Origin of the sequence: Paenarthrobacter sp. CCNWLY172, assembly GCF_037402035.1 — a bacterium.
Classification (GTDB): domain Bacteria; phylum Actinomycetota; class Actinomycetes; order Actinomycetales; family Micrococcaceae; genus Arthrobacter.
In genome coordinates this window covers 394,581-407,939 of sequence record NZ_JBBEGB010000003.1, presented here as the reverse complement: position 1 = coordinate 407,939, position 13,359 = coordinate 394,581, and the positions used below count along the sequence as shown (strand labels likewise).

Sequence of the window (13,359 nt, the reverse complement as noted above, 5' to 3'; positions counted from 1 at the left end):
TTCGGCTTCTCCGACACCCGCCAAGCCGCACGCCGCTACTTCAAAAACGACACCCACTCCATCGTCGCCAAAACCCTCCAACTCCTTGCCGCCAAGGGAGAAGTTGAAGAAGGTGCCTTGGAGAAGGCCATCGAGAAGTACCGGCTCCTGGATGTGAATGCCGGCACCACCGGCGGAGCAGGCGGAGACGCCTAACAACCGCAGGAAAACCCTCGGACGCAGTCCGGTACCAAGGGCCACTCCAGCACCCAACGAAACGGCGGCTTCCACCGAAAGGTGGCGGCCGCCGTCGTGGTTTAACCGTGGGGGAAGAGTCTCCAGGTCATGTGAGCAGCAACAACACAAGTTGTAGCCTTCTCACAAATGGAGCTTGCCCGGGATGGGCCGTATGCTCGTTCCATGGCAGAGCCGAGCAAAACCACCACCAAGCGCAAGGCAGCAACCCAGGCATTGTCGCCTGAAAAGGCCGAAACTCTGCGTCAACTCCGTGCCAATGTGGGCCAACTGTCCACCAGCACCATGCGCCAACTCGAGAAGTCCCTGCCCTGGTACAGCCGTTTGAGCTCCGATGAGCGCTCGGCGCTGGGGCTCGTGGCACAGAACGGCATCGCGGCATTCGTGACCTGGTACGAACGGCCGAGCTCACCGTCATGGATTCTCACGGACGTGTTCGGCAACGCCCCCACGGAACTGACCCGATCCATCAGCCTGCAAAAGGCCCTGCAGCTGATCCGCATCGTCGTGGAGGTGGTGGAAGACCAGGTACCGGTGATCGCGCCGGAATCGGACCAGCCCTCACTTCGCGAAGCGGTCCTCCGGTATTCGCGGGAAGTGGCCTTCGCGGCTGCGGACGTCTACGCCCGGGCCGCCGAGTCCCGCGGCTCCTGGGATACCCGCCTGGAAGCACTGATTGTGGATGCCATCCTTCGCGGTGAGAACACGGATGCTTTGCGGTCCAGGATCGCAGCCCTTGGTTGGAAAGCCCAGGAGCGCTTCACGGTGATGGTGGGGAATTCGCCGTCGGAACCAAGCGCCAGCTATGTCAGCGAGCTTCGCCGGACTGCCGGGCGTTTCGCCGAGGACGCCCTGGTGGGAATCCAGGGTGACCGGCTCATCCTGATCCTTGGTGGCGTCCAGGACCGTGACACCGCATACCTCAAACTCAGCGAACTTTTTGCGCCAGGCGCAGTGGTCTACGGGCCCGAGGCCGGGTCTTTGTTGGAGGCCAGCAGCTCGGCCCAGGCAGCATTCGCGGGTCTCACTGCCGCCCGCGCATGGCCTTCCGCTCCGCGTCCAGTTGCCGCCGACGACCTGCTTCCGGAGCGTGTTGTCTCCGGTGATGACGCAGCCCGCAGGTCCTTGATCAAGAACATCTACCGGCCGCTGCTTGCCGCCTCCAACGGGTTGGTGGAGACTCTGGGAACCTACCTGGAGCTGGGGCATTCACTGGAAGCAACGGCACGCGAACTGTTCGTCCATGCCAACACAGTGCGCTACCGTTTGAAGCGTGTCTGCGACGTAACGGGCTGGGATCCGCTCCTCCCAAGGGAAGCTTTCGTCCTCCAAACCGCCCTGGTGGTAGGCCGGCTTTCAGCGCAACCGAAAGCCGCTCCCGAACGTCATACGTCGCGTTCACAGAACTGAACCGTTGTAGACTTCCTACAAACTGACCCAGTGAGCTTGGTGTACCAAAACACCAGTGGATCACGTGGCAATTTGGAAAGCTGGATACGTGCTTGCAATCGTCTGCCCTGGACAGGGCTCCCAGACCCCCGGATTTTTGGCCCCTTGGCTGGAACTCCCCTCCGTCGAAGGCCAACTGGCCAACCTGAGCGAGATCGCAGGCATTGACCTCAAGGCCCACGGCACCACCTCCGATGAAGAAACCATCAAGGACACTGCAGTGGCCCAGCCGCTGATTGTCGCGGCAGGGCTGGTAGCTGCTTCGTCTTTGTTCGACGTCGAGCTCAGTACCCTCCCCGTGATCCTCGCCGGCCACTCCGTAGGCGAGATCACGGCTTCTGCCTTGGCCGGCGTCCTCACGGAAGCTGAGGCCATGACCTTCGTCCGGGAACGCGCCAACAGCATGGCCGCTGCTGCCGCTGTCACCCCTACCGGCATGAGTGCTGTGGTGGGCGGCGATCCCGCTGAGGTACTGGCAGCCATCGAAGCCGCCGGAGCAACGCCCGCGAACGTCAACGGTGCCGGACAGACAGTCGCAGCAGGCACCTTCGACCAGCTCAAGGCCTTGGCAGAAAATCCGCCGGCGAAAGCGCGCGTGATCCCCCTCAAGGTTGCAGGAGCATTCCACACCTCCCATATGGCTCCGGCCGTCAGCGCGCTCGAGTCCCTCAAACCGTCGCTTTCACCCCAGAACCCGGCCGTTCCTTTACTGTCCAACTACGACGGCAAGGAAGTCACTGCCGGACCTGCCGCCGTCGACAGCCTGATCGCCCAAGTGTCCCGTCCCGTCCGCTGGGACAAATGCATGGAAACGCTCGTCAGCCGCGGTGTCACCGGCGTGATCGAACTGGCCCCAGCCGGCACCCTCGCAGGATTGGCCAAGCGCGGCATGCCCGGTGTCAAGACCGTCGCTGTCAAAACCCCGGATGACCTGTCCGCGGCTCTCGCTCTCTTCGCAGAATTGGAGGGACAGGCATGAGCACTCCCGTGTTGAACAAGGCAGTTGTCAACGAGAACGCCCGTATCCTCGGCATCGGCGCCTACCGCCCCGATGTCATTGTCACCAACGACGACGTGTGCCAGTGGATCGACTCCTCCGACGAATGGATCCGCCAGCGAACCGGCATCATCACCCGTCACCGCGCCGCTGCTGACATCAGCGTCATCGACATGGCTGAAGGCGCCGCACGCGAAGCGTTGCAGCACGCAGGAATCGACGCGTCCCAACTGGGCGCCGTCATCGTGTCCACCGTGACGCACCCTTACGCCACGCCGTCGGCTGCCGCTGCGCTCACCGAACGTTTGGGCGCGACGCCGGCACCCGCCTTCGATATCTCGGCCGCCTGTGCCGGGTACTGCTATGGCGTGGCCCAGGCCGATGCCCTGGTTCGTTCCGGCGCAGCCCAATACGTCCTGGTGGTTGGCGCGGAGAAGCTTTCCGACGTCATCGACAACCACGAACGCACCATCTCGTTCCTCCTCGGCGACGGCGCAGGCGCTGTGGTGGTTGGCCCGTCCGACACTCCTGGCATCGGCCCCTCCGTCTGGGGCTCAGACGGCAGCAAGTGGGACGCTATCGGCATGACCCACTCCCTTGAGGACGTCAAGAAGCTGGGCGAATCCGCCCGGCACTCCGATGAAATCGACGATCCCGCCATTCTTTCGGCAACCCAGGATGTTTGGCCCACCCTGCGGCAGGACGGTCAGACCGTGTTCCGCTGGGCCGTCTGGGAAATGGCCAAGGTTGCCCAGCAGGCTCTGGATGCCGCCGGCATTGAAGCAAGCGACCTCGCTGCCTTCGTTCCGCACCAGGCAAACATGCGGATCATCGACGAGATGGTCAAGAAGCTGAAGCTTCCCGAATCCGTTGTCATCGGCCGCGACATCGCCCAAGCGGGCAATACCTCCGCAGCGTCGATCCCGCTGGCAACGCACCGCCTGCTTCAGGAGAACCCTGAGCTGAGCGGCGGCCTGGCCCTGCAGATCGGGTTCGGCGCCGGACTGGTCTTCGGCGCCCAGGTAGTGGTCCTGCCGTAGACCGGGACTCGTCCCGGCTACCACCAGCCAACTGAATACGACTTACAAACCCAAACCGTAAACCGCGGTTTGCCCCCTTTCCGGCAGTAGCCGGTACAACAAGAAAAGGAGCCAACAATGGCTAGCAACGAAGAAATCCTGGCCGGCCTGGCTGAAATCGTCAACGAAGAGACGGGCCTCGCCACCGAAGCCGTAGAGCTGGACAAGTCTTTCACCGAGGACCTGGACATCGACTCCATCTCCATGATGACCATCGTTGTCAACGCTGAAGAGAAGTTCGGCGTTCGCATCCCGGACGAAGAGGTCAAGAACCTCAAGACCGTCGGCGACGCCGTCAGCTTCATCGCCAACGCACAGGCCTAGTCCTGACACCAGCTGTGCCGGGCCGGGATTAACGTCCCTGCGCCCGGCACAGCCGCAATACCACCCAAAGATTTTTTTGCCTCCCCTTGTGAACGCTGCAGGAGGGATGGCTGATCCGACAGAGAGTGATCGCATGGCACGCAAAGTAGTCATAACCGGTCTGGGGGCCACCACTCCCATCGGCGGCGACGTACCCACAATGTGGAAGAACGCGCTGAAAGGGGTCTCCGGCGCCCGCACGCTCGAAGACGAGTGGGTGGCCAAATACGACCTCCCCGTTCACTTTGCTGCCCGGTGCTCGACGCCGGCACTTGAAGTTCTGAGCCGCGTCGAGGCCAAGCGCATGGACCCATCCACGCAGTTTGGTGTCATCGCCGCACGTGAAGCGTGGTCCGACTCCGGTATCGAAGAGATCGACCACGACCGTCTCGCGGTAGCCTTCGCCACCGGAATCGGCGGCGTCTGGACCCTGCTGGACGCTTGGGACACGCTCAGGGACAAGGGTCCCCGCCGGGTCCTGCCCATGACCGTTCCCATGCTCATGCCCAACGGTGTGGCCGCAGCAGTCAGCCTTGACCTCGGCGCCCGCGCTGGAGCGCACACCCCGGTTTCGGCATGTGCGTCCGGCACCGAAGCACTCCACCTGGGCCTGGACCTGATCCGCTCCGGCAAAGCAGACGTCGTAGTATGCGGTGGCGCTGAAGCTGCCATCCACCCGATGCCGTTGGCCGCGTTCTCCTCCATGCAGGCATTGTCCCGCCGCAACGACGAGCCGGAGCGCGCCTCCCGCCCGTACGACACCGACCGGGACGGTTTCGTCATGGGTGAAGGTGCCGGCGCACTGGTCCTCGAAGCCGAGGAACACGCCATTGCCCGCGGCGCCCGTATCTATGCAGAACTGGCCGGAACGTCCGTCACAGCGGATGCCTACCACATCACCGCACCGGACCCCGAAGGCCTTGGTGCGACCCGGGCACTGAAGGCGGCAATGTTTGATGGCCGCATCCAGGCCGAAGACGTGGTGCACGTCAACGCACATGCCACCTCGACTCCTGTCGGCGACAAGCCCGAGTACACGGCGCTGCGCGCTGCTCTGGGGACCCACGTAGACAACGTGGCGGTCTCTGCCACCAAGTCGCAGATGGGCCACCTCCTGGGCGCTTCAGGGGCCGTTGAGGCTGTCTTGACAGTACTGGCGGTCTACGAGCGCAAGGCCCCAGTGACCATCAACCTCGAAAACCAGGATCCCGAGATCCCCCTCGACGTTGTGACCTCCGTCCGCGACCTGCCATCCGGTGACATCGTGGCGCTGAGCAACTCCTTCGGCTTCGGAGGACACAACGCCGTCATAGCGGTCAGGAACGTCTGACCGGACTCGGAGCACGCTCCTTTATCGACGTTTGGTTGAAACGTGAGAAGGGCCCCACCATCAGGTGGGGCCCTTCTCATTGCTATGGAAGACGCTTCTCGTCGGATTAGTTGGATGAGGTCGGCGGACTCTGTGCGCTGAGCCTACCTGGTGCTGCCCTGCTAACCGACTTGGTGCAGCCAGCGAACCGGTGCGCCCTCTGCTGCATGCCGGAAGGGTTCGAGTTCCTCGTCCCACGCCTCACCCAGCGCCAGGGACAACTCATGGTAGACAGCCGAGGGGTCGCCTGCACCTGATTCGTAGGCGTAACGGATGCGGTCCTCGGTGACCATGATGTTGCCATGGACATCCGTGACGGCATGGAAAATTCCGAGCTCCGGGGTATGGGACCATCGGGCTCCGTCCACTCCCTGGCTCGGTTCTTCGGTGACCTCGTAACGCAGATGCGCCCAACCCCGAAGGGCTGATGCCAACTGCGCACCCGTGCCGGGCGTTCCCGTCCACGACAACTCGGCCCGGAACATTCCGGGCGCAGCAGGTTGAGGGGTCCACTCAAGATCGGTCCGCTTGTCCACGACCGATCCAATGGCCCACTCGACGTGCGGGCAAAGTGCCGTAGGGGCCGAGTGCACAAACAGGACACCGCGGGTTGTTGCAACAGACATTCCATCCTCCATAGCTGTAGGTACGTCTTCCCCAACGACCTCTGCCTGGATGTTTGCTGTTGCTGCCGGATGCCATGAAATTATGTGGGCCCTGACAGGCTATTCAGTTATGTGAAGTGCTACTGACGATCTTGGCACAAAGATAACCCTCAACTGTGAATTGAAGGTTTCCCCGTGGTGCTCTTATTTTGCCGTACGGCGCCGCTTTCCGCCAGTGCGGCTCATGGGCGGGCCTGCTCAGGCCCTGGGGTGCGCCTGCTGGTAGCTTTTCCTCAGCCGGTCCACGGACACATGGGTATAAATCTGCGTGGTCGCCAGGCTGCTGTGTCCCAGAATTTCCTGGACGGCGCGCAAGTCCGCTCCGCCGTCCAAAAGGTGGGTTGCCGCGCTGTGCCTGAGCGCATGCGGTCCCGTGGCCGACGTATCGCCCAAGGCTTGCAGCAGCTCGCTGACCACGGCCCGGATCTGGCGTGGATCAACCCGGTTGCCCCGTACGCCCAAAAAGAGGGCCGGCCCGCTGCTGGCGGTGACCACTGCAGGACGTCCCCTACGAAGCCAGTCATCGACTGCCACAGCTGCCGGGACTCCATACGGAACAGTTCGCTCCTTGTTTCCCTTGCCCACAACCCGGAGAGTCCGACGGTCCGGGTCGAGGTCATCAATATCCAGGCCGGCAAGTTCTCCGACGCGAACTCCGGTGGCGTACAGGAGTTCCACCATGGCCCGGTTGCGAACAGCCATGGGGCCCCCTTCTGCGGCTGCCGTATTCAGGTCATCCACCATCCGGGTAACCTGCTGCTGCTGAAGGACTCCTGGCAGGGATTTGTCCCGTTTGGGAGCCTGCAGGCGGATCGCCGGGTCAGTGGCAATAAGCTCTTCCCTCTGGGCCCAGGCGGTGAAAGACCTGGCCGTGGCAGCCCGGCGGGCCAGGGTGGCCCGGGCCATGCCCGCTTCACTTTGCGCACCCAGCCAGCGGCGCAGGGAACCCAGCTCGAGCTGGCCGAGCTCTTCGATACCTTCCTGCACGGCAAAACCGAGGAGGCTCTCCACATCTGCAAGATAAGCACGCACAGTGTGCGCCGACCTCGCCCGTTCACCCTCCAGGTAGCGGCGAAAACCAGCAAGGGCGCTGAGCATCGATGATGGCAGTGATTGTCCGTTCACACGTCCCACTGTGCCAGCATCCGGCACCGACAGGACGGATCAACATGTTTCCAATCCTGGTCAGGTATTTTTGGCCCGTTTCCAGGCGCCTCGTTCCGAGCTGGCCAATCCCATGAGTCCCAGTCGTCCAAGGCCTGCCCGCACAGCATCCGGGCTCAGGCCTGCCACCACAGTCAGCTTTTCCACTGAACTGGTGGAACGGAGGGGCAGGGCATCCAAAAGAATGAGATCTTCCAGCGACAAACCATCGTGTACTGACACGTCGGCGCTTTTTTCCTCACTGGTGGATTCGCCGATTGCTCCGGCCAGTTCGGCGATCTCACCCACGTCAGTGACGCACACAGCTCCTCCATCCCGCAGCAGGCGGTGGCAACCTGCCGAGTTGGCGCTGTGAATGGATCCCGGCACGGTGGCGACAACCCTGCCGATCGATTCAGCATGATGAGCAGTATTGAGGGCACCTGAACGCCAACGAGCCTCTACCACGACGGTGACGGACGCCAGGGCTGCAATGAGCCTGTTCCGCTGCAGGAACCGGTAGCGGGTAGGTGCGGACCCAGGCGGCACCTCCGAGATGACAGCACCTTGGGTGGCAACAGCCCGGAGCAGGTCCTCGTTGCCGGAGGGGTAGAAGCGGTCCACACCGCCGGCCATCACGGCAATGGTGGGCAGCCCGGCTCCCCCGCCGCTGAGCGCCCCACGGTGAGCATGGGCATCAATGCCATAGGCGCCTCCGGAGACCACCGTGTAGCCACGCTGCGCCAAGCCAAACGCGAAGTCTCCCGTAACGGACGCGCCGTAGCTCGTACTGTCCCTGGATCCGACCAAGGCAATGGTTCGCCCCAAGGGCGGCAGCGGCTGTTCCTGGCCCCGCCACCAGAGACAGAGCGGTTCCTGGAGTCCAAGGTCCTCCAGTTGCTCCGGCCATAATTCATCCCCGGGAATGATGAAGCGCCCACCCAGCCGACGCATGGTTTCAAGGTCACGCTCCGGTGCCAGGTCACTGACGCGCGGCGCCCATCTCCGGAGACTGGCCGGGAGCCCTACCCACGTGGACGGTCCCCCTGCCTCAACCAGCAGGGCGGTAATCTCCTGCTCCACAGTGGGACCTGCCGCCAGTTCCCCGGTCGCCACACCCAGGGCATCAACCGCCCCGAGAGCCCGTACCAAGGCGAGCCCAACGGAGTCCTGCGGCTCCATAAGCCGGGCAAGTGCTGCCCGCGCAATCCGTTCTTTGTCCTGCATCCCCGCTGTTGCCACTGGATTGGTTCCCTTCGATTCAAGGTCTGTCATGGCGCACCCGCCGCTTGTCGCAGACTGAGCGCTTGCCCGATGTGGTCAACGTCCGGTGTCCCGCTGTGTCCCAGGTCGGCGAGCGTCCATGCCAACCGAAGGACGCGATCGTAACCGCGGGCAGTCAACGTGCCGCGTTCCAATGCCGTGTCCAGGATCCGGGTGGTCCCCGACGCCAGCCGCAGTTCGCCTCGCAAGGTGCGTCCTGGAACTTGGGAGTTCGTTTCAAGCCCCAATTGCCGCAACCGATCCAACTGGGCTTGCCTCGCCGCCAATACCCGGGCCGCTACAGTGCCTGTGTCCTCTTCCCGTCCTGCTTGACCGAAATCCGCCAGGGAGACCCGTTCAACCTGGAGCTGGATGTCTACCCTGTCCAGCAGCGGACCCGACATCCTCCCGAAGTACCGCCGCCGCATCATGGCAGTACAGGTGCAGTCCATGCCCTTGCCTGACGCCTTCCCGCACGGGCAAGGGTTTGCAGCAAGGACGAGTTGGAAACGGGCTGGGTACGCCGCCGTTCCTGCGGAGCGGTGAATGACGAGCTCCCCACTCTCCAGCGGTTGCCGGAGCGCATCGAGCACACGGCGTTCATATTCCGGGGCTTCGTCCAGGAACAGCACGCCGCGATGCGCCCGAGATGCAGCACCCGGGCGCGGAAGTCCGGATCCACCGCCAATGATGGCCGCAGCTGTGGCACTGTGATGAGGATTCTCGAAAGGCGGCCTACGGATCAGCCGCACTGCCGAGGATTGTACGGCGGCCAACGAATGGATGGCCGTCACTTCCATGGCAGCGTTATCTGCCAAATCCGGGAGCAGTCCGGGCAGACGCTCCGCCAGCATTGTTTTTCCAGCGCCCGGGGGCCCTGTCAGCAGCATGTGGTGGCCGCCGGCGGCGGCGACTTCAAGCGCCCTGCGCGCCTCGCCTTGGCCCGACACATCGCAGAGGTCCGGCACCAAGGCATGGTCGCCGCCGCCGTCGTCGTCAGGGACGCAGCCGTCCCCGGGGTCGTAGTCGAGGGCCAACTCCTTGGGGTCGGCCCCGAAGTCGAACGCGAGCCTGGCGAGCGTCTTGTACCCGCGGACGTTCGCCCCCGGTACCAAGGAAGCCTCCACGGCGTTTGAGTCAGCTACCACGACGTCGGGATAGCCAGCATGAACGGCCGCCATCACAGCCGGCAGGATGCCACGGACCGGCCGCAACCGGCCGTCCAAACCAAGTTCCGCGATGAATACCGTCCCGTCGATGGAACGGACGTCGTTGGCGGCACACAGAACCGCCATGGTAATCGCCAGGTCGAAGCCGGAGCCCCGTTTTGGGAGCGACGCCGGTATCAGGTTGGCCGTAATTTTTCGCCGGCTCAGGGGTATCCCGGAGTTTCGGGCAGCCGAGCGGATTCGCTCCTTGGCTTCGTTCAGAGCAGCGTCCGGCAGGCCCAGAATGACAAAGTTCGGAAGTGTCTGGCCTATATCGGCTTCAACCTCCACGATGTAGCCGTTGAGGCCCACCAAGGCAACGCAGTAGCTGCGCCCCACTCCCATTCAGCCCACACCCCGCAAGTGGTCAAGCTCAGGCTCGCCCACGCCGTCGTCGATGACCGACACGACGTCCACGCGCCTCCGGAGTGCCTTCAGCTCGTGTTCCCGGCACCACGATGAAGCCAAGCGGTGGAGGCGGGCCAACTTGGCAGTCCCCACAGCTTCAAAAGGATGCCCATAGTCAAGGCTTCGTCGGGTTTTGACTTCAGCCACCACAAGGGTGTCTCCGTCGATCGCGACGATGTCGATTTCACCGTCTGCGCATCGCCAATTACGATCGACGATCCGCATCCCCTGGCTTTCCAGAAAACCGGCCGCCAAGGCCTCGCCGCTCCTGCCCAGCAGGTCTTTTGCTCTCATGACCATCACCTCCGCTTGCCAGCTTTCCGGCTGGCGGCGGTGGGCGGCAGGGGCTCACGGGGCTATGTGGGTAAACCTTCCCGGATCACTGCTGTGGAGGAAGAGTCAGATGCTAGTTTCCAAGATCGCCCAAGTCCCCGAGCCCGCCATCCTTGGGCAAGGACAGGTCTTCACTGCGGGGCAGCTCTTCGACATTGACGTCCTTGAACGTGATCACGCGGACGTTCTTCACGAAACGGGCTGAACGGTAAACATCCCATACCCAGGCATCCTGGAGGGTCAGGTCGAAGTAGACTTCACCGTCCGCGCTGCGTGCCTGCAGATCAACATGATTGGCCAGGTAGAACCGTCGTTCAGTTTCCACGACGTAGCTGAACAGACCGACAACATCCCTGTACTCGCGGTAGAGCTGCAGCTCCATGTCGGTTTCATAGTTCTCAAGGTCCTCGGCACTCATAGTTCCATCTTGCACTATCTGCCGCGCGGCATGCGCCAACCGGAGCATGACCCCAGGCCACAGCAGGGCAGCAGCACTGTGCGGTGTGCCGTCAGCCGGCGTCAGGCCCCGTAAGGTTCCAACTGGTCCGGTGGTAGGCGCTGGGCCCTTGGAGCCGGATCACGTCCCTGTGGGCGGAGGTGGCATATCCCTTGTTCTCGTTCCACCCGTAGGCAGGGACCTCCGAATGGAGATCCACCATGATGCGGTCACGTGCCACTTTGGCCAGGACACTGGCGGCTGCAACGCTGAGGCAGCTCATGTCTGCTTTGACCCGGGTATGTACGGGAGCCTCGCACCAAGGTCCCGGCGCGGGCTCGTCAAAGAGGGACGCCTGAACATCCGGGGAGAGCCAGTTGTGGCTGCCATCCAGGAGGACGACGTCTGGCGTGGTTCCGCCGGCCAGGATCTCCAGCCACGCACGCGTCCCTGCCAGGCGCAAGGCTGCAATAATGCCAATGTCATCAATTTCCCTGGACGAGGCGTGTCCTACGGCGGAAGCAACAGCCCATTCGCGAACCAAGGGTTCCAGCCTGTCACGGTCCTCAGGCTTGAGAAGTTTGCTGTCCCGCACATCGGCCAACAAGCCATGATCCTCTAGGTTGACCACGGCAATCCCGACACTGACGGGTCCAGCCAGGGCGCCACGACCCACCTCATCCACACCGGCCAGCAACCGCACGCCGGGCGCCAGGAAGGACCGCTCCACGTCAAGGGTGGGGAAACCCACAGGGCTCTTGGCCCTGGTGGCGGGCTTGGCGCTCTTCTTGGTCTTGGCCGGGACTTTGACCTGCGTCTTGCCCTTGGGGCCGGCAGCCGTTGTTGCCATTATTTTGCCGGGGTGCTTTCGGGGACATCGCGGAAGACGTCCGGAAAGTTGTCGAGGTAGGTCCAGCGATTGACGGGCCAGGCTATGACAGTGGCCCTGCCCTCAATGTCTTCAATGTTGATGAAGCCGCCGTTGCTCTCCTGGTGGGCCCGTGAGTCCGCCGAATGATTGCGGTTATCGCCCATCACCCACACCTTGCCCTCCGGAACCACAATGTCGAAGGCATTCGGCTGCGGTATCTCGGCCGGGTTGATGTACGTCTCATCCAACGGCACACCATTAATACTGACACGCCCCTGGGCATCGCAGCAGGAAACCCGGTCCCCGGGAAGCCCAATGACACGCTTGACGAGGTGCTGCTCATTGTCGTCGGCAGCCAACCCCACAAACTCCAGCGCGTCCCCCACCCAGTCCATGGGGCCTGCCGGCTCTTTGGCCACCGGCGTCAGCCAGTTCTGGGAGTCCTTGAACACCACAACATCTCCACGTTGCAGGGCGAAAGGTTCAGGGACCAGGAGGTTGATGAAGATGCGGTCGTTGACGTCGAGGGTGCTTTCCATGGACTCCGACGGAATGTAGAACGCCCGGAAAAGGAAAGTCTTCAGCAGGAAGGACAGCACCAGCGCGATGGCCACCACGGTCACAATCTCTTTGACCCAGACCAGGACAGGGTTCTTGCGGGGCTTCTCCACTGCGTGGGCGCCGCCCGTCGATTCACGGGCGGCTGGCTTGCCGTTGCCGGGGGCAGCAGCTGCGTTGCCGGACCCACTTGACGCGTCGTCGGGTTGGCGCGGTTCATCCACCCCGGCGGCAGGTGCCGTTCCGTCCGAGACCCGGGCGTCGTCGTCGTACCGCTCGGGATTCTCTGGAGCCTTGTCCGGCATCTACTGTCCGTTCTTCGATGTTTCGGCCTGCGTAGAGCGAGGCATCTCTGCAAATCTATCAAGTGGCCAGATGATCTGGACCGGCCGTCCTATCACCCGTTCCACAGGAACCATACCGCCGCCCGGCGCACCCAGCAGTCCCCGGGAGTCTGCGGAGCGGGAGCGGTGGTCACCCATCAGCCACAGGCGGCCCTCGGGTACCATGACGTCGAATTTCTGCTTGCTGGGTGCATCCCCTGGATACACATAGGGTTCCTCAACCGGCTGGCCGTTGACTGTGAGGTGGCCACTGGGATCGCAGCACTGGACGCGGTCCCCTGCGACGCCGACGACCCGCTTGACATAGGTGGTGTCGCTGCCGGTCAGTCCAAACCACTGGCTTGCAGCCGAGACGGCGTCAACAAAAGGGCCTTGTCCGCTGCTCAGCGGCGCGAACGAGCCACGGCCGTCGAAGACCACGATGTCACCGCGGCGGATCGGCTCGGAAGTAAAGGCCGTCCGTGACACCAGGATCCTGTCCCCTGCCCCGAGGAGCGGTTCCATGGATTCGGATGGGATGTAGTAAACGTCCAGCCACAAGGACCGGACCAGTCCGCTGATGGCCACGGCGAGGACCAGTGCAAGGAAAACAAAACGCCAGCCCTGTTTCCGGGGCTGGCGTTCTGATGTGTCCATGAC

At 63.1% G+C, this 13,359-nt stretch carries 15 protein-coding genes; 6 read left to right on the top strand and 9 right to left on the bottom strand.

Annotation, left to right across the window (positions count from 1 at the left end):
• The 6 genes from WBN73_RS06705 to WBN73_RS06680 all read left to right on the top strand — a co-directional run.
• On the top strand, positions 1-195 hold a 195-nt coding region (locus tag WBN73_RS06705), incomplete at its 5' end, for a hypothetical protein (RefSeq protein WP_337339646.1).
• A gap of 204 nt (positions 196-399) precedes the next feature.
• Positions 400-1,644, top strand: a complete 1,245-nt coding sequence (locus WBN73_RS06700; RefSeq protein ID WP_089595416.1) for a PucR family transcriptional regulator — start codon at positions 400-402, stop codon at positions 1,642-1,644.
• An 88-nt stretch (positions 1,645-1,732) separates the two neighbouring features.
• Positions 1,733-2,662 (top strand): ACP S-malonyltransferase, encoded by a 930-nt coding sequence (locus WBN73_RS06695; RefSeq protein WP_337339647.1) that lies wholly within the window; start codon positions 1,733-1,735, stop codon positions 2,660-2,662.
• Positions 2,659-3,720 (top strand): beta-ketoacyl-ACP synthase III, encoded by a 1,062-nt coding sequence (locus tag WBN73_RS06690; RefSeq protein ID WP_207593782.1) that lies wholly within the window; start codon positions 2,659-2,661, stop codon positions 3,718-3,720. Before WBN73_RS06695 ends, WBN73_RS06690 begins: the two co-directional genes overlap by 4 nt.
• A gap of 117 nt (positions 3,721-3,837) precedes the next feature.
• Positions 3,838-4,083, top strand: a complete 246-nt coding sequence (locus tag WBN73_RS06685) for an acyl carrier protein (protein ID WP_011692310.1) — start codon at positions 3,838-3,840, stop codon at positions 4,081-4,083.
• A 133-nt stretch (positions 4,084-4,216) separates the two neighbouring features.
• On the top strand, positions 4,217-5,452 hold the full coding sequence (locus tag WBN73_RS06680) for a beta-ketoacyl-[acyl-carrier-protein] synthase family protein (RefSeq protein WP_207593783.1): 1,236 nt from the start codon (positions 4,217-4,219) through the stop codon (positions 5,450-5,452).
• 161 nt (positions 5,453-5,613) lie between these two features.
• Here the strand turns inward: WBN73_RS06680 and WBN73_RS06675 are convergent, their stop codons facing one another.
• The 9 genes from WBN73_RS06675 to lepB (WBN73_RS06635) all read right to left on the bottom strand — a co-directional run bounded on the left by WBN73_RS06675 (position 5,614) and on the right by lepB (WBN73_RS06635) (position 13,356).
• Positions 5,614-6,117, bottom strand: a complete 504-nt coding sequence (locus WBN73_RS06675; RefSeq protein ID WP_026005636.1) for a DUF3145 domain-containing protein — start codon at positions 6,115-6,117, stop codon at positions 5,614-5,616.
• Between the two features lie 237 nt (positions 6,118-6,354).
• Positions 6,355-7,254 (bottom strand): tyrosine recombinase XerC, encoded by a 900-nt coding sequence (locus WBN73_RS06670; RefSeq protein ID WP_337339798.1) that lies wholly within the window; start codon positions 7,252-7,254, stop codon positions 6,355-6,357.
• 87 nt (positions 7,255-7,341) lie between these two features.
• Complete coding sequence (gene dprA, locus WBN73_RS06665; protein ID WP_337339648.1) at positions 7,342-8,574, bottom strand: DNA-processing protein DprA; 1,233 nt, start codon at positions 8,572-8,574, stop codon at positions 7,342-7,344.
• On the bottom strand, positions 8,571-10,115 hold the full coding sequence (locus WBN73_RS06660; protein WP_337339649.1) for a YifB family Mg chelatase-like AAA ATPase: 1,545 nt from the start codon (positions 10,113-10,115) through the stop codon (positions 8,571-8,573). The genes dprA and WBN73_RS06660 overlap by 4 nt, the downstream gene beginning before the upstream one ends.
• A complete protein-coding gene (locus tag WBN73_RS06655) occupies positions 10,116-10,481 on the bottom strand; it encodes a YraN family protein (RefSeq protein WP_280623009.1) in 366 nt (121 codons plus the stop codon).
• Positions 10,482-10,584: 103 nt separating this feature from the next.
• Positions 10,585-10,929: a DUF2469 domain-containing protein gene (locus tag WBN73_RS06650; RefSeq protein ID WP_089595421.1), complete on the bottom strand. Its 345-nt coding sequence runs from the start codon at positions 10,927-10,929 to the stop codon at positions 10,585-10,587.
• Positions 10,930-11,020: 91 nt separating this feature from the next.
• Complete coding sequence (locus tag WBN73_RS06645) at positions 11,021-11,797, bottom strand: ribonuclease HII (RefSeq protein WP_337339650.1); 777 nt, start codon at positions 11,795-11,797, stop codon at positions 11,021-11,023.
• Positions 11,797-12,681: a signal peptidase I gene (gene lepB / locus WBN73_RS06640; protein ID WP_337339651.1), complete on the bottom strand. Its 885-nt coding sequence runs from the start codon at positions 12,679-12,681 to the stop codon at positions 11,797-11,799. The genes WBN73_RS06645 and lepB (WBN73_RS06640) overlap by 1 nt, the downstream gene beginning before the upstream one ends.
• Complete coding sequence (gene lepB / locus WBN73_RS06635; RefSeq protein WP_337339652.1) at positions 12,682-13,356, bottom strand: signal peptidase I; 675 nt, start codon at positions 13,354-13,356, stop codon at positions 12,682-12,684. It abuts the gene before it with no gap.
• Between the last annotated feature and the right edge of the window lie 3 nt (positions 13,357-13,359).